Here is a 22,036-nt window from a genome sequence, read left to right as displayed (position 1 = left end):
TTTTACAGTCCTTTTTGTATTATTGATTCTTAGCTTCTTCTTCCGCTTGTTTAATCATGGTTTCGTTAGCAATAATCGCTAATTCAACTCTTCTGTTTTTAGCTTTTCCAGCTGCAGTAGAATTATCAGCAATTGGTAACAATTCACCTTCACCTTTAACTGTAAATCTATCAGCAGGAACTCCTAATGCTTTTAAGTAATCTGCTACTGCATTGGCTCTTTCATAAGATAATTTCATGTTGTATTCCTCAGCACCGTCAGAATCTGTATGTCCTGTTACAAATAAATTGGTTTCAGGATACTTTTGTAATACTTCTGCCAATTTTGTTAAAACGTTTTTAGTATCAGCATTGATTTCAGATTTGTTAGAAGCAAAATAAATTCCTGAATCTTTGTCAAAAACTACATCAATTCCTTCTCCAACTCTATAGACTTGTGCACCAGGAATAGAATTTCTTAATTCCTCTGCTTGCTTGTCCATTTTTTTACCAATTATAACTCCAGTAGTTCCACCCACAGCAGCACCACCAATAGCACCAATAGCGGCTCCTTTTTTACCTCCAATTAATGCTCCAATTCCAGCACCAATAGCAGCTCCAGCTCCAGTTCCCAACAAACCTCCTTTAGTTGTATTGTTCATACTAGAACATCCAACAAACATACTAGCGCTTAAACATACTAATAATGTGTTTCTAAAAATTTTCTTCATCTTATTTCTTTTAGTTTTATTTATGTACTGTGAAAATATCTCTTTTTTTCTTAAAAAATATAATTCTATGTTAAAATCTTATGAAATTATTATTCTTTAAATTTCATGTTAATCGCGGTGTTTAGCTTTCGTTTGTAATCTTCTTCTAACCACATAATATAGTTTTTGGTACTCTTAATCATGTAGTGAGAGTATTTTTTAATTCGGTCTTTGATATCATCTTCTAATAAAATCACCAAATCTCTTGCTTCAAAAACATCTTCTGCATTTTCATAACACATTTGTGCGTGTTGTGCTACAGATTTATCTAACACCACTTTAGATTTTATTCCTCTTTTAATGGCATTGTCATAGTGTTCTTTAACCTTAAAAGTAATGTCTTCTGTATTTTTAAACTTTTCACGAACCTCTTTAGGCATGTCATACACAAACTGACGTTCTATTTCTTCATCGTTGATTAAATTATCTAAATAATAATCTGGCGATTTAAAAATACGTTTCCAGTTGATGGGTGCACTCCACAATCCAAAACGAGCAGCATTGTTACCTAAGTCAATTACATTAAACGTTTTTTTATTTTTATAAACACGAGATCCACGACCAATCATTTGATAATATAAAGTGATAGATTTGGTAGCTCTGTTTAAAATAATAGTATCTACACTTGGTTCATCAAATCCTGTGGTTAAAATACTTACAGACGTTAAAATAGCATCAGGTGTTTTTTTAAACCATCTTAAAATTTCACTTCGCTCCTGCTTAGAAAAAGTATTGTCTAAATGACGAACATTATCATACCCAGCAGCCTTAAAAGTATCATATACATGCCAAGAAGTACTAATACCATTGTTAAAAATCAAGGTTTTTTTACCCAATGATTTTTCTATATAAGCATGTAATAGTTTGTCTTGCATAATGTTACTAGTATACAAGTCATCTGAAGATTTTACAGTATAATCACCATTAATCCCTACTTTTAATCCTCCCAAAGCCACATCATAAGTATAAGTGGTAGCTTTGGCCAAGAAACCTCTTTCTATTAGTGTACTAATAGGTTCTCCTACCAATAACTCATCATAGATTTCGTTCATGGGAAGTTTAATGTTAGAACTCAAAGGCGTTGCTGTAACTCCCAAAATAAAACAGTCTTGAAAATACTTAAAAAGTTTACGGAAAGAATTATAGTGAGCTTCATCAATAATCACCATACTCACATCCCTCATATCTAGCAAATCATCATTCAACCTGTTTTTTAGCGTTTCTACCATCGCTACAAAACACATGTATTCATTTTGATCGTCTAAAGATTTTACGTCACTGGTAATAACTTTGTTAGTTACGCCAAATTCATCAAGCATTTTAGAGGTTTGGCTACTCAACTCAATTCTGTGAGTTAAAATCAATACTTTTTTCTGTTTTTCCTTAATAAAACGTCTTGCTATTTCAGAAAAAATAACAGTCTTCCCTCCTCCTGTAGGTAGCTGAAAAACCAAGTTGTAATTAGAAGGTTTGTTTTCAATTTTATCAAAAACATTGTTAATGTTCTCTTTTTGATAATCGTATAACTCCTTCTTATTGGTACTTGTTTTCTTAATTTCTACTTCCATATAGTTTTTTTGAGTTTTGCAAAACTACGCAGTTTTTAAAGTTTTACGAAATTTAAACCCTTGTTTTTTCGCTATAAGTAGCGTATTTAGAATAGTTTCAAAAATATAAAGGATTAAAATCTTATATTTAGTACACTAAACTTAAAAACTATGATGATGAAATTTAATTTAATCGTACTGCTTATTACAGCGATAGTTCCTTTAATCATTGGCTTTATTTGGTACAATCCAAAAGTTTTGGGAACCGCTTGGATGAAAGAAATAGGAATGAATCCTGACAAGTTAGAAAAACCCAACCCCATGATTTTTTTATGGTGTTATTTGCTTAGTTTATTTATTTCGGTGGCTTTAACTCCAATAGTGATTCATCAATTTGGATTTTTTTCAGTTTTGATGAACGAACCTGGATTAAACAATCCCAATTCTGATCTTTTTGCTTATACCAGCGAATTTATGGCCAACTACGGACAAAATTTTAGGACTTTTAAACACGGAGCTTTTCACGGGGCGATCAATGCTCTTTTGTTAGCGATGCCGATTATAGGAATTAACGCCTTGTTTGAAAGGAGATCTTTTAAGTATGTAATGATTCATGCTGGATATTGGGCATTGACACTTGCCATTATGGGCGGAATTATTTGCCAATTTACTTAAGAACTTTATTTACTAAAAACCTCGGAGCATCCTTCGAGGTTTTTTTATGCTTTTTAATCTTTTTTAAAAGGACTTCTGAGTTCATAGGTGCTTGGTTTTACTTTTTTCACCAAAGGTTTAATCAAAGTATTTACCATTTGAAGGTCGTGTTTTATATATAACTTCATGGGCACAGGCTCGGCACCTAAGCTACTTTTCATGAGTTCTGCAGTTCTTCCTAGCCTTAACTCTTTTACTTGGTTGGTGATAGCCAATTGTACATAATCATACAAAATACGTTGATACAAAGGCATGCTTTTGTTTATTTGATAATTAATCCCCACATAATTGGCATCCAAACCACTATCTGTAAAACAAGCTGTGCTAAAAGCTACTAAAGCATTTTCTAAAAAATACCCCGTAAACACAAAGTTTTCTTTCAGCTCTTTTTTAAATTGATAGAAATTTTCTTCTGTAAACTTTACCATGTTAAAACTCGCGGTATTCACTACCGACACATACAACTCATGTATCAAGGATTGAGAAGCTTTGATTTCAACTGCTGAAAATTCACGCGCTTTAACCGATTCTGTCTTTTTATAAACACTTTTTGCTCGAGTTCTATACTTGGTAGTCATGTCTCCCAAATATTCCTGAAACGTATGCCAATTATTAGAAATCGACAATACCATGTTGACATCAATTTCAAAAGAATGATATTTTTTATCTAAGGTTTGTTGAATCACCAGTTCTTGATTTCCCCAAAATTCTTTAAATAATGTAAAACTTGACCCTAAAGGATTTTTAGTCTTTTTTAAAACAGATTTTAAATCTTTAAGAACATCATACACTATTTTGCTAGAAATATCATCATGTAATGCAAAGCCGTTTTCTCCGGTAGCAAAAAAATTACCACAGACCAATAAATTTCCGCAAAGACTTTTTAACATTTTGGTGGTGATTCTTTTTTTTAACTCCTTTGGAAAAGTATCTTGAAAATAAAAACCATTGGTAATTTCTATATTCTGAAAATACAAAACACCTACTGGAATTTCTCTTTGATAAACGATAACATATAAAAAACTAAGATATGGGATTTGACTATTTTCAATAGCCCTTAAATAAGGAGCAGTTAAATATAGATTGTGATGACGAACCAAAGACCAGTCTTTTACAAAATCTTGAATTGTAAAAGAAAATTGATAAGAAAAATCTTTCTTGATAAAATGGAACTTTGAATTCATAAATTAACAAATGGACATAAAAAAACACCTTAGTAGGCTACTAAGGTGTTTTCTTACGATGATTTTACTATTAATAATCTTTAAAAATAGCGTGCATCATTCTTTTCTTATCATTAATGCTTTCTTCCATAGAAATCATTGTTTCAGTTCTTCTAACTCCATCAATATCGTCAATTGAGAAAATGATGTCTTTGGCTTGGTTGGTGTCTTTAGCTCTAATTTTACAAAAAATGTTGTATTTGCCTGCAGTAATGTAGGCAACCGTTACATTAGGGATATTTTCTAAAGCTGCCAATACTTGTCTTATTTTTGAACTACTCTCTAAATACAAACCAACGTGTGCAATAAAGTTATAGTCCATTTTTTCATAATCCAATGTCAAAGTAGAACCTTTGATGATTCCTTCGTCTTCCATTTTTTTCACACGAACATGGATGGTACCTGCTGAAACTAATAATTTTTTAGCAATATCTGTAAATGGAGTTCTTGCATTATCAATCAACATGTCTAATATCTGGTGATCTATTTCGTCTAAATGATGTTTCTTCATGGCTGTGAGGTACTTTTACTTTCTAAAATTTAAGTGACAAAAATACAATATTCTAGTATTTTTCTATCTTTTTATAAACTAAATATAAGTATTCTTAACAAATATTTAAACTAAAACTCATTATATGCATTAAATTCTTTTAAATCTCCTCGCTGATACTCCACTAATTTTGAAACTAAACGGTTGTTAACTACCTCATATTCATACTGAAAAGCAATATCAATCTGCTTATTTTGGTCGTCTAAAAAATTTCTCAAAATAAGGTCATAATTTTGCTTTCCATTGTTCGGAATATCAAAATATGGCTCATAATAAGTGTAATTTTCATGAGAAACTAAGTATTTTAAACCACTTAGGATTGCATAAAAGTTAAATTTACGAACAATATCTCTATCATAATCGCCAGGATAGTGTCCTGCTTCAATTAAAATAGTATTGTGTCCTAGTTTTTGAAAATTATCTCCTGTAGCGGTTGGATAAAATTCATCTGTGTATCTTCCTATGTGATTAGGAATGATTTTTTGCAAAGTTTCGTTCATTGCTACAATAACAGCCATGGTTTCTTTTCTACCGTCTGTTAAGGTTCTAGGTTCGTCTATAGAAGGTGCTAAAAATGAAATGGTAGCTGGGTTTTTAAATCCTTCTACATTAAAAATGGTTCTTTGATCGTGAAGGTTGAAACAAAAATGAGGATTAAAATCGTTTAAAACAGCTCTTAACAAATTGCTTTCTTTGGCTTTTAAGTCAACAGCATCTCTATTCAAATCAACATTATTCTGGTTTACTCTTGTAAAGTTTGTTGCTCCATCAGGATTTAACATCGGAATAAAAATTAATGTACAAGTCTTTATTAATTCTTTTATAAAAAACTCTTCTTTATGAGCTTGTATGTATTTAAACAAGTCAAATAAAGCTTTGGTTCCTGTACTTTCATTTCCATGCATCTGAGACCATAAGAGTATTCTTTTAGGTCCTGTACCTAAAGTAATATGATATATGTTTTTGTGTGTTTCAGAAGTTCCTAATTCACGAACCACGAAAGGGGTTTTTAAAGTTTTAATGATGGGTTCTATATCTTCTAAAACAATACGTCTACCTAACAATTTATCCTCGAAATTATTAAGGTACCATTTTTCTAAAGTGTCTAAATCTAATCTATTCATGTTACAAAAGTAAACAACCTTTTGTTTACAAATGTAATTTACATTTGTAAACTTATTAACTTTACTTAGTAAGCATGTAAATACATTTGTAAATATTATACAGGTGGTGTCTTTACCGAAACTACGTACCTATATTAAAAAACAAATAAAGATAGTTAAATACTTAAAAAAGAGTTGACTGTATAGTTTTATATAAAGTTATTTAGATGTGTATCTAACTAATTATTAGATATGTTATGGTGATTTGTTTAAAATGATTACATTTGTAAACATCAGTTCAAACTAACAAAGTTTACAATGTTAAACCAAGAAGACTTTATAAACAGACTCCATAAATTACTAGAGCACTATCATTTATCTGCCGCTACATTTGCAGATGAAATTAACGTACAGCGATCTAGTATTTCTCACCTACTCTCTGGGAGAAATAAACCTAGCTTAGAATTTATTTTAAAGATTGTAGATACCTATAAAGAAGTATCGTTAGATTGGTTGCTTTATGGAAAAGAACAGTTCCCTGGTAAAGAAAGTAAATCAACCAAAGTTGAAGAAGGTTTGTTTGCAATACCTGAAGAAAACACAACTCCTAAACCTGCTGTAAATAGTGAGCAAAAAAAAACAACAACTCCTTCCGACATAGAAAGAATTGTTGTCTTTTATAAAAATGGAACCTTTAAAGAGTATTCCGAAATATCTTCTTAATTATTCAATAGCAAGTTTTTTAACTCCCTGTTCTAAGATAGATAAAATAGCATTTTTATTAGGATGATTGACTTCTTGTTGCTTGGCAATTACTTTTCTTAAGACTCTAATACATTCGTAATTAAAATTGTATTTTCTATATCTTAATCCCTTTTCAACAAAGTCATCAACCATGGTCTGAATAGCTTCTTCATTATTTGTTGCAGCCACCCAGTCAAAAGCATCTTCAAAGTTTTTCTTTAACTTTTCATCTTGTATCAAATACATTCCCGTTAATAAATATTTTGCTACAAAGTTTACTTGCTCTGGTTTGCGTTGTTCTAAATAGATTTTTAACAACGGTACATAAATATAATCCTTAATTTTTACAGATAATCTAGCTGCATACTCTTCTGCCCTATCCTTATCTATATAGTACATAGCCAACAAGCTGTTTCCTTTTACTTTAGGAGAAATGTTATCAATCCCCTGAATGAATATAGATAAAAACTTTTTATCTAATAATTTTCCTAAAGTTGAAATAGCTGCTGCTGCCACGTTTGGATTTTTATCCTTAGCCAATTCCGTAATTCTACTAATCGTTCTTCTTTTAGCGTAACTACCTGCCAAATTGATGTTCTCTAACGCATAAGCTTGAATAGTTTCATAAGGATCGTTAATAGCCTCTTCAAACAATTTAAAAACATCTTTATCATCTTGCTTGTCTTTTAACAATTCTAAAGAGCTCATTTTATCTACATAATGTGAGGCATGTTCATATTGATAAATCAATTGCTCTGTGGTTAATTCAGGCTCCGTAATTTCTGCCAACAACACATGATCAGAGTTTACTTTAATTAATTTAGGCTCTCTGTTAAATGGAAATTCAAAAATCTTTTCTTTTCCATCCACAAACACTTTATAATCTTGTTTGGTATCGCCATCATAAACCGTAATGGTTACAGGAAAATCGAATTCTTTACCAGACTGAGTGATTTTTACTTTTACTTTATCACTTAATAAATCATTCTCATAACTCACTTTTAATTTTGGATGTCCGTTACTATAATACCATTGACTAAAAAACCAAACCAAATCTTCTCCACTCACTTCTTCAAAAGCCAAACGTAATTGTTGTGCTTCTGATGCTTTAAATTTATTTTTCTCTAAATACAATTTAAGTCCTGCAAAGAAAATATCATCTCCTAGATAATTTCTTAGCATGTGAAGAATCATACCTCCTTTGTTATAACTCACTACATCAAAAACATCGTCTTTTTTACTGTAATTATAACGCACCAAATGTTTCTCGTAATTTTCTTGTAAAGCATTAGGACTAAAATACTGCCCCTTATCTTTATCCATATGCTCATCTGCTCTGTCTTTTCCATATTGGTGATACAGCCATAAATATTCAGAATAATTAGCAAAAGATTCATTTACCGTAATATTTGCCCAGCTTTCAGTCGTGACCAAATCTCCAAACCAATGATGAAACAATTCATGTGCAATGGTGGATTCCCAGGTATTTCTTTCAGACAACTCCCCTTTTGACAACATGGCTTGTTCTGCATGAATTACCGCACCAGTGTTCTCCATGGCACCACTTACATAATCACGCACAATCATTTGACTGTATTTATCCCAAGGATATTCCACCCCTGTAATATCTGAAAAAAACGTCAACATTTTGGTCGTGTTTTTAAACAACTCCTCTGCAGTATCTTTATAAGAAGGCTCTACATAAAAATTCACTTCTTTTCCTCTCCAAGTTTGTTTGATGACTGCAAAATCTCCCACACCTACAAAAAATAAATAAGGAGCATGTGGTAACGTTTGTTTCCAATGATCGGTTCTGGTTCCATCTTCATTTTTTTTCTGAGAAATTAATTTCCCGTTTGATAGGGTTACAAATTTATCAGGAACCGTTAAAATAATTTCTTCTGTTGATTTTTGATTTGGCTTATCAATGGTTGGAAACCAAACACTATTTTGTTCAGGTTCTCCTTGTGTCCAAATCTCTGTTGGCTTGGCAGCATCTTCTCCTTTTGGATTGATAAAATATAATCCTTTATCATCTGTAATAGCTACACCACCTTTACTTTCTACTTTATTGGGGTTTCCTCGGTATTTGATATACAAAGTCAAAGTATCATTTTTGGTGTAAACTTTTGGAAGATCAATATTTAATTTTGTTCCAGTGTTGTAAAACTTTAAAACCTGTTTTCCTTGTTTAACTTCGTAAATATTCATCTTTTTAGCATCCAATTGTAATTTATCAGTGCTTTTAAAATGTGGAGATAAGGTCACCCACGCTTCCCCATTGACAGTTTGATCATCAAAGTTAAAGCTTAAATTAAGTTTGGTATCCACCAAATCAAATTCTTTGGTTGCTGTTTTTCCATTGTCATTAAAACGATACAAACGCTGGGCTTGTGTTTGACTCGCTATAAAAACAACAAACAATAATTTTATGTAATGTTGCATAAATTAATAGGTTATTAATGATTTTATAATCGGTTGAATTTCTTTTAATTTTTTACTTCCTTCTAAAAAAGTAAGGTCTATCACAAAACTAAATCCCGCAACATGTGCTTTTTGCTGGATTAAATTTGCGGCAGCAACAGCGGTTCCTCCTGTAGCCAACAAATCATCATGAATTAAAACATGACTTCCTTTTGTAATAGCATCTTCATGAACTTCAATAGTTGCAGAACCATATTCTAAATCGTATGATTCGTTGATGGTCTTGGCTGGTAACTTTCCCTCTTTTCGAATCATGATAAAAGGAACTTGTAATTTTTGTGCCAACAGCACTCCAAACAAATATCCCCTTGATTCAATTCCAGCAACCGCATCTACTTTTACATCTTTAAACTGATTTGCCATGGCAGCCACCATTTCTTGTAACAAACTAGGATGTAATAATATTGGGGTAATATCTTTGAACAAAATTCCTGGTTTTGGAAAATCTTGCACATCACGTATTACGGACTTTACTCTTTCTTCTAAGTTTTTAGTTTTCAATTTTATTTCTATATTTTTTTGTTTGATGAAATACTTCTTCTAAGATGAATATGTCTTGTTCGGAAATTTCCTGATGCGACAATTCCATCATTTTGGTAGCTGTTCTAATGGCTTTTTTAAAGTTGTAAACATCCATCAATACATTACCTCCCCAAGTAAAAGAAGGAATGAATTTTTCTGGTAAATCTGAACCAAAAATATTGGCACTTACTCCAACAACTGTACCAGTGTTAAACATAGCATTAATTCCGGTTTTAGAGTGATCTCCCATCATCAATCCACAAAATAGTTGTTGGGTATCTTCATAGATTTCTTCTTCATAACTCCATAATCGTACTTTACTAAACGTGTTTTTTAGATTAGAAACATTGGTGTCAGCTCCAAAGTTACACCATTCCCCTACGACGGAATTTCCTAAATACCCTTCATGACCTTTGTTTGAGTTGGCAAAAATCACACTGTTTTTTACCTCTCCTCCAACCTTACAATTAGGACCAATAGTAGTTGCCCCGTAAATTTTAGCCCCCATTTTTACCAAAGATTTTTCTCCTAAAGCAAAAGGTCCTCTAATCAAGGCTCCATCTAAAATAGTAGCCTCTTTCCCAATATAGATAGGTCCGCTTGAAGCATTTAAAATACAAGGAAAAATAGTTGCTCCTTCTTCTATAAAAATCTGCTCTTTGTTAATAGCCTGAACACCATCTGGAATTTCCATAGAAACTTCATCCTTGGTTAACAATTCAAAATCTTGCTGAATGGCATATTCGTTTTTTAAAAACAAATCCCATTTGTGTTCTATGCTTTCAATATTTTCTAATACAATAGCTTCGTAGCTATCAAAATCTACTTCTTCCTGATCTTCGGTGCTGTAAAAAGCCAAAATATCCTCATTACAAACTACTTTTTGATTGGCTTTTAAGTTTTTTACGGCTTTAAAAAACTCCTGATTTGGAAGATATCCTGCATTGATAAAAACATTCTCTTCCATTTCTAACATCGGAAACTTATCACTTAAGTACTCTTCTGTTAATGTGGTTGTAGTCAACCGTAAATATTTTTCCCACTTTTCACGAATGGTTAAAATTCCAATTCTAATATCTGCAACAGGTCTTGTAAAAGTAAATGGTAAAAGTGCTTCTCTAAAAGCACCATCATAAAGAATGTAGTTCATGTTTTTCTTTTCTAATTTTTATATAGTTATCATCTTATTTCAATCAATTTGTACAAGCCTACAAAACACAAAATCTTTTCTTTATTTGTACTTTTTTTTACTGGTAAAAAGATATAAAAAAACCACCTAAAAAGAATAGGTGGTTATATTTTATTGTATTAAAGTCTTATTGTCTAGAATAATTTGGAGCTTCTTTGGTAATGGCTACATCATGTGGGTGACTTTCTGCAATTCCTGAAGCTGTAATTCTTACAAACTCAGCATTTTTTTGAGCCTCGATAGTTCCTGCACCACAGTATCCCATACCTGCTCTTAATCCACCAATAAATTGATGCATGGTTTCGTATAATTCTCCTTTGTAAGGTACTCGTCCTTCAATTCCTTCTGGAACCAATTTTTTACTATTGTCTTCATCTCCTTGGAAATATCTATCTTTAGAACCTTTTTTCATGGCTTCAACAGATCCCATTCCTCTGTAAGATTTAAATCTTCTTCCGTTGAATAAAATTACTTCTCCTGGAGCTTCTTTGGTTCCTGCTAATAAAGATCCTAACATTACAGAATCTGCTCCTGCAGCAATCGCTTTAGGAATATCCCCTGTATAACGAACTCCACCATCAGCAATTACAGGAACTCCTGTTCCAGCCAACGCTTCTGCAACTTGAATTACTGCTGATAATTGAGGGTAACCAACACCTGCAACGATACGAGTAGTACAAATAGAACCTGGTCCAATTCCTACTTTAACCCCATCAGCACCTGCTGCAACTAAGTCTAAAGCAGCTTGTTTGGTCACAATATTTCCAGCTACAACATCCAAATTAGGGTATACAGCTTTGATTTCTTTTAATTTATTTAAAATGTTTACAGAATGTCCATGAGCTGAATCCAATACCACAGCATCCACTCCTTCTTTAACCAAAGCAGCAACTCTTTCTAAACAGTCATCAGTAACTCCAATAGCAGCAGCTACTCGTAATCTTCCGAATTCGTCTTTATTAGCTTCTGGATTCTCACGAACTTTTGTGATATCTCTAAAAGTAATCAATCCTACCAATTTATAGTCTTTATCAACAATTGGTAATTTTTCAACTTTATTGTCTTGTAATATAACTTCTGCTTCTTTTAAAGAAGTACCCGCAGAAACGGTTACCAATCCTTCGGCAGTCATCACGTCAGCAATTTTTCTATCGCTGTCTTTTTCAAAACGTAAATCTCTATTGGTTACAATTCCTTTTAAAATTCCTTTATCATCTACCACAGGAATTCCACCAATTTTATGCTCTTGCATCAACAAGTTGGCATCTAATACGGTTTGATCTGCAGCAATGGTCACTGGCTCTAAAATCATTCCTGCTTCAGAACGTTTTACTTTTTTAACTTGTTTTGCTTGTTCAGCAATAGACATGTTTTTATGAATCACACCAATTCCACCTTCACGAGCCATCGCAATAGCCATTCTAGACTCCGTAACAGTATCCATAGCTGCGGATATGATAGGTGTATTTAATGGAATATTCCTTGTGAATTTAGATTTTATTGAAACGGTGTTTGGTAACACTTCTGAATAAGCAGGGACTAATAAAACATCATCGTATGTTAGACCTTCAGAAATAACTTTGTTTGTAGACATTTGCAATTAGGTATGATTTAATTGCATGCAAATATACGATAATAAATATAAAACAACCCAAAGGTTTCATAAGAATTTATAACTCATAATCCTTTGTTAACGTTAATGCTTTTTGTAAATTTAATAGAGAAAAAAAAACTCCATCGTCATGAAAAAAATAATCATACCCGTTGACTTTTCTGAGTATTCAGAATTTGCACTAAAAGCTGCAGCTCAACTAGCTAAAAAACATACTTCAGAAATTATTTTAGTTCACATGCTAGAAATGCCTATGGCCTACTCTAATCATGATACTGATTATAGTAAGACCATTGTTTTTATGATTAAACATGCGGAGAAAAAAATGGAGACCTTAACCAGTCAACCTTATTTAAAAGGGGTTAAAATGAAAGTAATCATTAAGCACTTTACGGTATTTCCTGAAATTGGTGATTTGGCCATTGACCAAGAAGCTTCTTTAATTGTGATGGGGTCTCATGGTGCAGGACATCATAGTAGTTTTTTAGGCTCTAATACAGAAAAAGTAGTAAGAAACTCTAAAATTCCAGTATTAATAGTAAAAGAAGAATTAAAAACTGTTGATTTTAAAAATGTTGTTTTTGTGAGCGATTTTAAAATGGAGTCTATCAATGCTTATTTAAAGGCTCAGGAATTCTTTAAATTGATTCAAGTAAAACCTACTTTGTTATTTATTAACAAACCAGATGGTGGATTTGTATCAACTGCAGAAATGAAATACCGTTTTGAAAACTTTTTAATGAAAGCAGATGGGAATTTAGACAATTTAGAATACTTTGCTAATTATGATGATTATTCGGTAATACAAGGAGTTAAATATTATGCAGATGAAAACAATATTGATTTGATATGCATTCCAACACACGGAAAATCTAGTATTTCTAAGTTTTTTAACCAAAGTGTTTCTTTAGATATTGCGAACAAATCTTCTTATCCTGTGTTAACTGTATTGATTTAAAATTTACCACATTACATCACACACAAAAGCCTTTTTAATTTATTGAAAAGGCTTTTGTATATTTAAATAAAAAAATGATGATGAGATTTAAAAGTAGAAAAGACCTGTTTTTTCCTGTCTTTGTTTTTGGAATTAGCCTATTATTTATTGGATTAAGCATTAGCAAAAGGATTGAGAAAGACATTCGTTTAAACTCATTTTTATGGTCAGACCTTATTTTATTATCAGTGATTATTTTTATCATTTGGCTACATTATAGCACCTATTATGAATTGAGTAAAACACAATTAAAGTATAAAAGTGGATTCTTAAAAGGAACTATTGAGATTGAAAACATTAGAGAAATCATTAAAAATAAAACACTTTGGGTGGGTATAAAGCCTGCCACAGCCACTAAGGGGCTTATTATTAAATACAACAAGTATGATGAGATTTATATATCTCCTAAAACCAACGACACTTTTATTCAAGAAATCCTAACCTTAAATAAAAACATCAAAATCACAGAGGCTTAAGCTTTTAAAGTGACTATCGTCCTTCACTTTTATTCACAATCAAAGCAACAGTTGCATCACCAGTCACATTTACCGTAGTTCTAAACATATCTAAAGGTCTATCAACTGCAAAAATCAAAGCCAATCCAATAGGTAACATATCTTTTGGAAAACCAATACTGTCTAATACAATAATTAACATCACCATTCCAGCTCCTGGTACTGCAGCAGAACCAATAGAAGCTAACAAAGCAGTAATAACGATGGTGATTTGATGTTGAAAAGTCAATCCTTCAGGCCACAAAACCTGCATAATAAAGACGGCTGCAACGGCTTGATACAAACTAGTTCCGTCCATGTTAATGGTAGCTCCAACAGGTAATACAAAACTAGAAACTTCTTTATGAACTCCTAAGTGCTCTTCTACTCTTTCCATAGTTACTGGTAAAGTGGCAGCACTAGAACTGGTAGAAAAAGCCAATAATTGTGCAGGAGAAATATTTTTTAAAAACCAAATAGGTGATTTTTTTACATAAATAGAAACACACAAGGTGTAAAAAACAATCATTAACAACAATCCTGAAATAACCACTGCAGAGTATTTTAACAAAGCCAACAACACGTAATAATCATCAGAAGTCACTACTACGGTAGCCAACAAAGAAAACACTGCATAAGGGGCAAAAAGCATAATGATGTCAATCATTTTTAAAACGACTTCATTTAAAGAATCAAAAAACTTCATTAAAGGTTTTGCTTTTTTTGGAGGAATCATCAACAAACTAATTCCTATAAAAACAGTAAAAAAGATCACTTGAAGCATGCTTTTGTTATCACTCATGGCAAAGGTGATATTATCTGGCACAACATCAATTAAAAATTGTAAAGGTCCTTGATTACTCTGTTTATTAGCTTCGGTAATTTTATTTTGAATTCCTTCGTTAGCACTATAGTTTTCTTTTAAAGAAGAAATGGTTTCTTGAGAAATTCCATTTCCTGGTTTTAGCACATTTACCAAAGCCAATCCTATGGAAATAGCAACAACTGTAGTAACTATATAAATTCCCATGGTTTTAATTCCCATAGATTTAAACTTAGAAATATCTTTTAGCTCTGAAATTCCTTTGATTAAAGAAGCCATGATTAAAGGAATGGCTATTAATTTTAAAAGTTTAACAAAGATAGTCCCAAAGGGCTGAATCCAATCAATGGTAAACTGCTTTCCTCCTTGGATACTAGAGAGTAGAATTCCAAAAAGAACTCCTAATACAAGACCTATAATAATTTTCCAATGGAGTGCTAGTTTTTTCATAATGGGTAAATTTAGAGCACAAAAATATAAAACCTGATGAAATAAGGCCTGTTAAAACTCAGGAACAACCACAATCATCACTCCCGCAGGCTTTTTTATTCTTACTCTTTTTAAAAAACTTACTATAAAGGATCCAAAGAGCAAAAATAACAGTAGCAATGACCAATATATTTTGAATCATATTTTATTATTTTAAAATTTGATAAGCAATTAAAGCAATAAGGTATGCAAATCCAGACATTATAGACATTTGAATCAAAGGCCATTTCCATCCGTTGGTTTCTCTTTTCACAATAGCAATAGTACTCATACACTGCATCGCAAAAGCATAAAACAACAAAATAGAAACTCCTGTAGCAAAAGAATATACTGGTTTTTTAGAATCTTGAAATACCTCATTTCTCATTCTGTCTTTAATGGTAGATTCCTCTTCACTACCAACACTATAAATAGTTGCTAAAGTTCCTACAAAAACTTCTCTTGCAGCAAAAGAAGTAATTACGGCAATTCCTATTTTCCAATCATAACCTAGAGGTCTAATTACAGGCTCAATGGTTTTACCCATAATTCCTATGTAGGAATTTTCTAACTTATAGGATGAAATTTCAACCTCTAATTCTTCTTCTGAGTAATTAGGATATTTTTCTGTAATGATTTCCTCTGCATGACTAAAGTCTTTTCCTGGTCCATAAGATGCCAATACCCATAACAAAATAGACAAGGCTAATATGATTTTACCAGCTTCAAAAACAAAAGCTTTGGTTTTCTCTATTACATTATAAACTACATTTTTGAACAATGGTAGTTTATAATTTGGCATTTCTACCACAAAGTATGATTTGGTGTCTAATTTTAAAAACTTATCTAATAAAATAGCTGCTAAAATAGCCATTCCAAAACCTAATAAATACAAAGCCATCAACATCAAACCTTGAACGTTGAAGGACATAAATTTTGCCTCTGGAGGTACAATTAAACTAATAATAATGGCATATACTGGTAAACGAGCAGAACAAGTGGTAAAAGGCGTCACCAAAATGGTAATCAATCTTTCTTTCCAGTTTTCTATATTTCTAGTAGCCATAATAGCTGGAATGGCACAAGCGGTTCCCGAAATTAAAGGCACAATACTTTTTCCACTCAACCCGAACTTACGCATGATTTTATCCATTAAAAACACCACACGACTCATATAACCACTTTCTTCTAATACAGAAGTAAACAAGAATAGAAAGGCAATTTGAGGGATAAATATCACCACTCCTCCTATTCCAGGAATAATTCCTTCAGCTAATAAATTGGTAAATACTCCTTCGGATAAATGAGCTCTTACCATTTCAGAAAATCCTGCAAAAGTACTATCAATATAATCCATTGGAAAAGCAGACCAAGAAAACAAAGCTTGGAAAATGCTAAATAAAATGGTGAAGAATATTAAATATCCAAAATACTTGTGAATTAAAATTCTATCTAAAAGAGATCGTAAATCTTTGGCATTTTGTGGGTCTTGACTATAGGTTTTTTCTAATACAGACTTGATAAATTGATAACGTCTAACCGTTTCTAAATGATGTTTTTTCTTTTCAGTATCTACTATTTTAGATAATACCGAAGGCTCATCAATAAAACAAGGAACAGTACTTAATGATCTATAATCTACTATTAACTTTTTTAGGAAAGAAACACCTTTGTTTTGTTTAGAACTTACCAAAGCTATTTTGGTTTCTAACAAAGATTCCATTTTCTGCATATCAATGTCGATTCCTCTATTTTTCATCTGATCGGCCATGTTTACCGCCAAAATAGTTGGAATTCCTAAATCTTTTACCTGCGTGTATAAATATAAATTACGTTTAAGATTTTCAATATCAACCACTACCACTACCACATCAGGGTAGTTTTCGTTAGTTTTATCTGATAAAACCTGAACAGCCACATCTTCATCTAAAGAACTTGCATTTAAGCTATAAGTCCCAGGTAAATCAATAACTTCAGCACTAATGGCATTGTTTAGCTTTGAGTGTCCTACTTTTTTATCAACCGTAATTCCTGGGTAGTTTCCTACTTTTTGATTTAATCCGGTTAATCTATTAAATAATGAAGTTTTTCCAGTATTTGGATTTCCTATTAGGGCTACTTTGATATCACTCATAACTTTTCCACCATTATTTTTGATGCTACTTCTATTCTGATGGCCAAATAAGTTCCGCTAATATTTAAATAGATAGGATCTTTTAAAGGAGCTCTCTGTAAAACTTCTACATAATTTCCTTCTATACATCCCATTTCAATTAATTTTAAAGGAACATCAATCCCTTCAAAAGATTTGATAATAGCTCTCTCTCCCTTTTGTAAGCTTGCAATTGTGGATACTTTCATTCAAGTTGTAATTAAATACTTTATTCATAAAAATTGAGGTCATTTGTGACCTTCATTTTGTGGTAAAATAAAGCGAAGAACAAAGATATAAACTATTTAGATTTATTTAAAATAAATACCTTTTTCTTTTAGCTAAAAAGGAGAAATGTTGTAAAAAAACAAAAGGTAATAGAATTGTTTTCTATTACCTTTTGTTTAAGATTGTTGTAATGACTTTAATAAGAATCCATTGCTTTTTTAGCCCAAGCAATCAATACTTCTTTTTCTGACTCCGTAATATCACCATGTAAGTTTTCATAAGAATCCAAAGGCATTTTACCTTCCTCAACTTCTTCTATCAATTCGTCTAATTTGTGTTTTTTTTCTTTTGGTGTTATATGTTGCCCAATCAGAAAAGTTTAAATGTTCTTTTCCTTCATCTACATGATGGTTGATCCAATAAGAAAGTGGAGCAACATTAGCATACCAAGGATATGTTGTTTTGTTGCTGTGACAATCGTAGCATTTTGAAGCTAGAATAGCGCTCACTTCTACAGTTGGTGAAGTTTCATTTGTAAAAACGGTTAATTCTCTAGTAGGTGCATCATTTTTTTCAGTTCCAAAAAACTGAGCAATTACAAAAAGCACTAACAAAACCAATACAATCTTCTTTATCATTTTATTATAGTTTAATTTCTAAAGTAACATAGTAATACCTAGGTTCTGCTGGAATAATTCCTGGTCCAGGATACCCTGTAGCTCTTCTGGTAAAATAACTATTATCTAATAAATTATTAATTCCACCCTCTAATTTAAAGTTTTTATTGAATTTATAAGATAAAGATACATCTAAAATATCATAAGATGGAATTGCTCCAATTGTGTTGGTATCGTTGTTTGGATCGTAAGCAGAATTGGTAACATCTGTATATTGTTCACTAATATAAGTATACTGTACACTCGCCAATAAGTTTTTCCACCCAAAGCTAGCTCCTGTTTTTAAATTCATAAAAGGGATAAATTCAACCTCATTTCCTGCAACGTTTGTATCTTCAGATTCTAAATACACAGATTTAGTAAGTGCTATATTGCTATAAATATCAAAAATTAAATCATCACTTTCTTTAAAGTACGTCTCTTTAATATTCCACTGTAATAAAGACTCCAGTCCATAAATAAAGGCTGTTCCAATATTTTTACGAACCCATTGCGCTCTATTATTCAACACTTGCCCTATTCTATTTCCATAAACCAATGTAAAAGTACTTACATCATAAGAAAAAGTTTTTTTTGACTTTCCTCTCACTCCTATATCCGCCGTAAATCCTTTCTCATCAGTAATGTTTTCATCAATAATAAAAGTTGGGTTAACGGTTCTAATATCAGAAAAAGTTACAGAACGATAGTTTTGAGATGCATTGGCATATAACTCAAAAGTGCTTTTAGGTTTGTAGCTTAAGCCTAATCCTAGTAATACAAAGTTTCTTATAAAACGATTGTTGTCATCTTGAAAAAAACTTTGTGAAGGGTTGTTGTATTGATATACATAGTAAGTTCCTTCTGATTGTGTTTTGATATGCTCAAATCTAAATCCTGGAGTGATACTAAAATGTTTATTGATGTTAAAAATATGTTCCCCAAACAATGAAGTATTGAAGTTTGGATATTTAAACTCATTTTGATTTGGATATTGTTTTGCACTTTCATCAAAAGAAAAGTCAGCATCTATGCCTTTGCTTCCTGCTCCTTGTCTTTGTGAATTGCTTGCCTTGTATAGCTTACCTCCTAACAGATAATAATTTCTAATCTTTCCAAATTTATAACTAGATAAAAATCGTATTTCTGAACCATAATTTCTAAAATCTCCTACAATTAAGTCTCTAGAAAAAGTATAAGTTCCATCCGTATTTTGCTCATCCCCATCTACATTAAATAAATTAGGTTCTTGTGCTGTAGGGTTTCCCCTAAACCCAACTGCTTTTCTATAGGCATCTAAAGCAAAAACACTAACGGTTAGTTTTGAAATATCTGTTAATTGATGTTCTAGTTTTAAATTGTATAATTTCCAATCTACTCCAAACCAATTACGCTTTAAATAACTTTGTGATGGGTCTTCTAAAAATTGTACATCAGACAAACCACCTGGTTGATGCGCTAAATAATTAAAAGAAGACAATTCAAATGATAATTTTGTATTGTCAGAAAAATCATATCCTAAATGAGTAAAGAAATTATTGGATTTATAGTCTGAATTAGGTCTAAATCCATCTCCTTTTTTACCATTGTAATAAGTGTAATAATTAAACTTACCAAGCGTTCCGCTTATAGAAGTAAAATTTGTATAAGTGTTAAAAGAACCTAGAGTGTTACGTGTAACAAATAACACAGGTTTCTTGGAAGGTTGTTTGGTTATAAAATTAATCAACCCTCCAAATTGAGTACCATATTGCAAAGAAGCAGCTCCACGAATGACTTGAATGCATTCCAAAGCTTCTGTAGGTGGCGTATAATAACTTTCAGGATATCCCAAAACATCAGCACTAATGTCATAGTCATTTTGTCGAGTATTAAAATTAGCAGTTCTGTTAGGATCTAATCCCCTACCTCCAATATTTAATTGTAAACCTCCATCATTGCTATCATAAATATTAAGTCCCGCTACTTTTGCAAAAATTTGTCTAGGGTTGTTACTAGCTTTATTCCCAACCACCAAATCTAAATTGATGACCTCTGTTTTTTTACCTGCGTAAATGTGTGTTCCTTCTACAGGTTTTAATGTTGTTAAACCGTAATTCTCTCGCTTTTTTGCGTTTAAAACAACTGCTGATAATTCTTGCTGTAAAGGAGTTAAATAAAGAGTAATATTTTCGTTTTGTATAAACGAGTATTCCTTTTTTAAAACTTCGTATCCAAAATAAAAAAAAGTAAGTTTTTTTGTTTGATTATCTAACTCAGTCTGTATAATTCCCTTTTGATTGGTGATACCTATATAAGCCGTTTTTCCTGCAACTACTTGAACTCCTTCTAAAGGTTGTTGCGTATTCTTATCTAATATTTTAAAGGTGATTTGATAAGCAAAACCTGCTTGAAACAAAAACAACATTACTATAAATAACCTATAATCCTTTAATTTCATCATTTAAGGGTAAAATCCATGTTTTGTTATGAAAACCTTCTTCTTGTTTATATAAATCAACTTTTGGGTCTATAAATAATTGATTTAAACGCCCATTTAATGCCACATAACTTTCTGCAAAAACTTGTATGTTTTGATGTCCTTGACTCTTAAAATGATCTCCTAACAAATGTGCATATTCCAGAATAAAATCTGGTTGAAAACTCATTTGTTTGATTTGAAAAGAAGTTAAAAAGTCTGAATTTTTAACATGAAACTGTTTGCCAGACACACTATCTTTTACTGTAAAATTAGTATAACCTACCTTTTCCATTAACATCACTCTCCAAGAAAATCGAAACCCTTGTTCTGTCCAAAACAACTCACCAGGGTAACACAAATTTCTGAAGGGCAAAAATAGTTGAATTACAATAAATAGACTAATTATAAATAAGATATTTTTTAAACGTTTAAACGAGTATAATTCAACAGTCGTATTACACTCAGAGACATTTATCTTGAATGCTTTTTTAAGTCCCAAAAGGAATTTTTCATGTAATGAACTATCAAAGAAAATAAGTGTTAAACAAATCATGATATAAGGAAACATCCCTATATCGAACAAGATTCTTGTAAACACATGAAAAACCACAACAGCCACAAAAGCATAAGGTCTGGTTTTACGAATCAATAATAAAAAAGGAATACTTAAATCATACAACATTCCACTCCAACTCATCGTGTAATGAAACCATGATTGATTCATAAAAGATCCAATGATTGGCATGTTTGTTTTGGTAGAGAGCCATATTTTTAAAGGCTGTGCTCTTAATAGCCAATCGGAATTTAATTTGGCCAGCCCTGCATAAAAATATACAATTCCCAAAATAAGTTTTATGCTATCAACGGTCCAACTCGGAACATATTTATAATCAATTCCTTTGTTTTTTGCATCTATAGAAAAAGTAGCGTGTAGAGGTAAAAAAATTAATAAAAAACTCATCACACTTACAAAGTAATAATGATTTAAATAAGTGGTCTTGTCTATCAATTCGATATAAGTGAATGATAAAAAAAATAAAATCATGGAAATTCGGTACTTATACCCTATTATAATTCCCACACAAGCTATTATGGCGATAGCAAACAAACCATAAGTATAAATTCCTAAAGTTTTTACCCAACCAAAACCATAATAGGTAAAATGCCATTTAGGTAAAATATAAAATTTTGCCACCCAATCCATAGAAACAAAACGGATAAGACTACCTAGCATTAAAACACCAAATAGTACACGAAAAGCAGCCAAGGTAGCTGCTTTTTTTTTATGATGTAATATGTAATTTTTTAAGGTTGTCATGAT

Annotated in this window: 21 protein-coding genes; 4 read left to right on the top strand and 17 right to left on the bottom strand. The window is 31.7% G+C overall.

What is annotated here, in order from left to right; genetic code table 11:
• Positions 1-19 precede the first annotated feature (19 nt).
• Both QVZ41_RS12665 and QVZ41_RS12660 read right to left on the bottom strand, forming a co-directional pair.
• Positions 20-709, bottom strand: a complete 690-nt coding sequence (locus QVZ41_RS12665) for a YiaD family glycine zipper/OmpA-like lipoprotein (protein ID WP_302884980.1) — start codon at positions 707-709, stop codon at positions 20-22.
• An 89-nt stretch (positions 710-798) separates the two neighbouring features.
• Positions 799-2,316 (bottom strand): DEAD/DEAH box helicase, encoded by a 1,518-nt coding sequence (locus QVZ41_RS12660; protein WP_302884979.1) that lies wholly within the window; start codon positions 2,314-2,316, stop codon positions 799-801.
• A gap of 156 nt (positions 2,317-2,472) precedes the next feature.
• Here QVZ41_RS12660 and QVZ41_RS12655 point away from each other — a divergent pair, with 156 nt between their 5' ends.
• Positions 2,473-2,970: a DUF1761 domain-containing protein gene (locus QVZ41_RS12655; protein WP_302884978.1), complete on the top strand. Its 498-nt coding sequence runs from the start codon at positions 2,473-2,475 to the stop codon at positions 2,968-2,970.
• Between the two features lie 53 nt (positions 2,971-3,023).
• Here QVZ41_RS12655 and QVZ41_RS12650 read toward each other — a convergent pair whose 3' ends face one another.
• The 3 genes from QVZ41_RS12650 to QVZ41_RS12640 form a co-directional block, all read right to left on the bottom strand.
• Positions 3,024-4,193, bottom strand: coding sequence for a hypothetical protein (locus QVZ41_RS12650; RefSeq protein WP_302884976.1), 1,170 nt, complete (start codon positions 4,191-4,193; stop codon positions 3,024-3,026).
• A 70-nt stretch (positions 4,194-4,263) separates the two neighbouring features.
• Complete coding sequence (locus QVZ41_RS12645; RefSeq protein WP_073118763.1) at positions 4,264-4,743, bottom strand: Lrp/AsnC family transcriptional regulator; 480 nt, start codon at positions 4,741-4,743, stop codon at positions 4,264-4,266.
• Between the two features lie 110 nt (positions 4,744-4,853).
• Positions 4,854-5,906 carry a DUF2817 domain-containing protein gene (locus tag QVZ41_RS12640; RefSeq protein WP_302884974.1) on the bottom strand — a complete coding sequence of 351 codons (1,053 nt, stop codon included), beginning with the start codon at positions 5,904-5,906 and terminating at the stop codon, positions 4,854-4,856.
• A 297-nt stretch (positions 5,907-6,203) separates the two neighbouring features.
• Here QVZ41_RS12640 and QVZ41_RS12635 point away from each other — a divergent pair, with 297 nt between their 5' ends.
• Positions 6,204-6,608, top strand: coding sequence for a helix-turn-helix transcriptional regulator (locus QVZ41_RS12635; RefSeq protein WP_302884973.1), 405 nt, complete (start codon positions 6,204-6,206; stop codon positions 6,606-6,608).
• Here the strand turns inward: QVZ41_RS12635 and QVZ41_RS12630 are convergent, their stop codons facing one another.
• From QVZ41_RS12630 to guaB, 4 genes are all read right to left on the bottom strand, one after another.
• Positions 6,609-9,074, bottom strand: coding sequence for a M1 family metallopeptidase (locus QVZ41_RS12630; protein ID WP_302884972.1), 2,466 nt, complete (start codon positions 9,072-9,074; stop codon positions 6,609-6,611).
• Between the two features lie 3 nt (positions 9,075-9,077).
• Complete coding sequence (locus QVZ41_RS12625) at positions 9,078-9,614, bottom strand: adenine phosphoribosyltransferase (protein WP_302884970.1); 537 nt, start codon at positions 9,612-9,614, stop codon at positions 9,078-9,080.
• On the bottom strand, positions 9,604-10,785 hold the full coding sequence (locus QVZ41_RS12620) for a putative sugar nucleotidyl transferase (RefSeq protein ID WP_302884969.1): 1,182 nt from the start codon (positions 10,783-10,785) through the stop codon (positions 9,604-9,606). The genes QVZ41_RS12625 and QVZ41_RS12620 overlap by 11 nt, the downstream gene beginning before the upstream one ends.
• Before the next feature lie 166 nt (positions 10,786-10,951).
• On the bottom strand, positions 10,952-12,418 hold the full coding sequence (gene guaB / locus QVZ41_RS12615) for an IMP dehydrogenase (RefSeq protein ID WP_302884967.1): 1,467 nt from the start codon (positions 12,416-12,418) through the stop codon (positions 10,952-10,954).
• A gap of 148 nt (positions 12,419-12,566) precedes the next feature.
• Here guaB and QVZ41_RS12610 point away from each other — a divergent pair, with 148 nt between their 5' ends.
• Positions 12,567-13,394, top strand: coding sequence for a universal stress protein (locus QVZ41_RS12610; RefSeq protein ID WP_302884966.1), 828 nt, complete (start codon positions 12,567-12,569; stop codon positions 13,392-13,394).
• Positions 13,395-13,474: 80 nt separating this feature from the next.
• A complete protein-coding gene (locus QVZ41_RS12605; RefSeq protein WP_302884965.1) occupies positions 13,475-13,909 on the top strand; it encodes a PH domain-containing protein in 435 nt (144 codons plus the stop codon).
• A 13-nt stretch (positions 13,910-13,922) separates the two neighbouring features.
• Here the strand turns inward: QVZ41_RS12605 and QVZ41_RS12600 are convergent, their stop codons facing one another.
• From QVZ41_RS12600 to QVZ41_RS12570, 8 genes are all read right to left on the bottom strand, one after another.
• Positions 13,923-15,200, bottom strand: a complete 1,278-nt coding sequence (locus QVZ41_RS12600) for a dicarboxylate/amino acid:cation symporter (RefSeq protein WP_302884964.1) — start codon at positions 15,198-15,200, stop codon at positions 13,923-13,925.
• Between the two features lie 58 nt (positions 15,201-15,258).
• Positions 15,259-15,381 carry a FeoB-associated Cys-rich membrane protein gene (locus tag QVZ41_RS14620; RefSeq protein WP_302884962.1) on the bottom strand — a complete coding sequence of 41 codons (123 nt, stop codon included), beginning with the start codon at positions 15,379-15,381 and terminating at the stop codon, positions 15,259-15,261.
• A 6-nt stretch (positions 15,382-15,387) separates the two neighbouring features.
• Positions 15,388-17,352, bottom strand: a complete 1,965-nt coding sequence (gene feoB / locus QVZ41_RS12590) for a ferrous iron transport protein B (RefSeq protein WP_302884961.1) — start codon at positions 17,350-17,352, stop codon at positions 15,388-15,390.
• Complete coding sequence (locus QVZ41_RS12585) at positions 17,349-17,579, bottom strand: FeoA family protein (RefSeq protein ID WP_302884960.1); 231 nt, start codon at positions 17,577-17,579, stop codon at positions 17,349-17,351. Before QVZ41_RS12585 ends, feoB begins: the two co-directional genes overlap by 4 nt.
• A gap of 215 nt (positions 17,580-17,794) precedes the next feature.
• Entirely contained in the window at positions 17,795-17,920 is a 126-nt protein-coding gene (locus QVZ41_RS14570; protein ID WP_338140807.1) for a heme-binding domain-containing protein, read from the bottom strand.
• Positions 17,904-18,236 carry a heme-binding domain-containing protein gene (locus tag QVZ41_RS12580; RefSeq protein WP_338140806.1) on the bottom strand — a complete coding sequence of 111 codons (333 nt, stop codon included), beginning with the start codon at positions 18,234-18,236 and terminating at the stop codon, positions 17,904-17,906. The genes QVZ41_RS14570 and QVZ41_RS12580 overlap by 17 nt, the downstream gene beginning before the upstream one ends.
• Before the next feature lie 4 nt (positions 18,237-18,240).
• Entirely contained in the window at positions 18,241-20,694 is a 2,454-nt protein-coding gene (locus QVZ41_RS12575) for a TonB-dependent receptor family protein (protein WP_302884958.1), read from the bottom strand.
• On the bottom strand, positions 20,675-22,033 hold the full coding sequence (locus QVZ41_RS12570) for an HTTM domain-containing protein (protein ID WP_302884957.1): 1,359 nt from the start codon (positions 22,031-22,033) through the stop codon (positions 20,675-20,677). The genes QVZ41_RS12575 and QVZ41_RS12570 overlap by 20 nt, the downstream gene beginning before the upstream one ends.
• Positions 22,034-22,036: the final 3 nt, after the last annotated feature.

Source organism: Wenyingzhuangia gilva (assembly GCF_030519655.1).
In the GTDB taxonomy this organism is placed as follows: domain Bacteria; phylum Bacteroidota; class Bacteroidia; order Flavobacteriales; family Flavobacteriaceae; genus Wenyingzhuangia; species Wenyingzhuangia gilva.
Note: the sequence above shows the minus strand (reverse complement) of the source record. Positions and strands in the feature narration are given on the sequence as shown.

Coding starts and splice junctions, on each gene's coding strand:
- QVZ41_RS12665 (WP_302884980.1), bottom strand. CDS start 709: ATGAAGAAAATTTTTAGAAACACATTATTAGTATGTTTAAGCGCTAGT.
- QVZ41_RS12660 (WP_302884979.1), bottom strand. CDS start 2,316: ATGGAAGTAGAAATTAAGAAAACAAGTACCAATAAGAAGGAGTTATAC.
- QVZ41_RS12655 (WP_302884978.1), top strand. CDS start 2,473: ATGAAATTTAATTTAATCGTACTGCTTATTACAGCGATAGTTCCTTTA.
- QVZ41_RS12650 (WP_302884976.1), bottom strand. CDS start 4,193: ATGAATTCAAAGTTCCATTTTATCAAGAAAGATTTTTCTTATCAATTT.
- QVZ41_RS12645 (WP_073118763.1), bottom strand. CDS start 4,743: ATGAAGAAACATCATTTAGACGAAATAGATCACCAGATATTAGACATG.
- QVZ41_RS12640 (WP_302884974.1), bottom strand. CDS start 5,906: ATGAATAGATTAGATTTAGACACTTTAGAAAAATGGTACCTTAATAAT.
- QVZ41_RS12635 (WP_302884973.1), top strand. CDS start 6,204: ATGTTAAACCAAGAAGACTTTATAAACAGACTCCATAAATTACTAGAG.
- QVZ41_RS12630 (WP_302884972.1), bottom strand. CDS start 9,074: ATGCAACATTACATAAAATTATTGTTTGTTGTTTTTATAGCGAGTCAA.
- QVZ41_RS12620 (WP_302884969.1), bottom strand. CDS start 10,785: ATGAACTACATTCTTTATGATGGTGCTTTTAGAGAAGCACTTTTACCA.
- guaB (WP_302884967.1), bottom strand. CDS start 12,418: ATGTCTACAAACAAAGTTATTTCTGAAGGTCTAACATACGATGATGTT.
- QVZ41_RS12610 (WP_302884966.1), top strand. CDS start 12,567: ATGAAAAAAATAATCATACCCGTTGACTTTTCTGAGTATTCAGAATTT.
- QVZ41_RS12605 (WP_302884965.1), top strand. CDS start 13,475: ATGAGATTTAAAAGTAGAAAAGACCTGTTTTTTCCTGTCTTTGTTTTT.
- QVZ41_RS12600 (WP_302884964.1), bottom strand. CDS start 15,200: ATGAAAAAACTAGCACTCCATTGGAAAATTATTATAGGTCTTGTATTA.
- QVZ41_RS14620 (WP_302884962.1), bottom strand. CDS start 15,381: ATGATTCAAAATATATTGGTCATTGCTACTGTTATTTTTGCTCTTTGG.
- feoB (WP_302884961.1), bottom strand. CDS start 17,352: ATGAGTGATATCAAAGTAGCCCTAATAGGAAATCCAAATACTGGAAAA.
- QVZ41_RS12585 (WP_302884960.1), bottom strand. CDS start 17,579: ATGAAAGTATCCACAATTGCAAGCTTACAAAAGGGAGAGAGAGCTATT.
- QVZ41_RS12580 (WP_338140806.1), bottom strand. CDS start 18,236: ATGATAAAGAAGATTGTATTGGTTTTGTTAGTGCTTTTTGTAATTGCT.
- QVZ41_RS12575 (WP_302884958.1), bottom strand. CDS start 20,694: ATGAAATTAAAGGATTATAGGTTATTTATAGTAATGTTGTTTTTGTTT.
- QVZ41_RS12570 (WP_302884957.1), bottom strand. CDS start 22,033: ATGACAACCTTAAAAAATTACATATTACATCATAAAAAAAAAGCAGCT.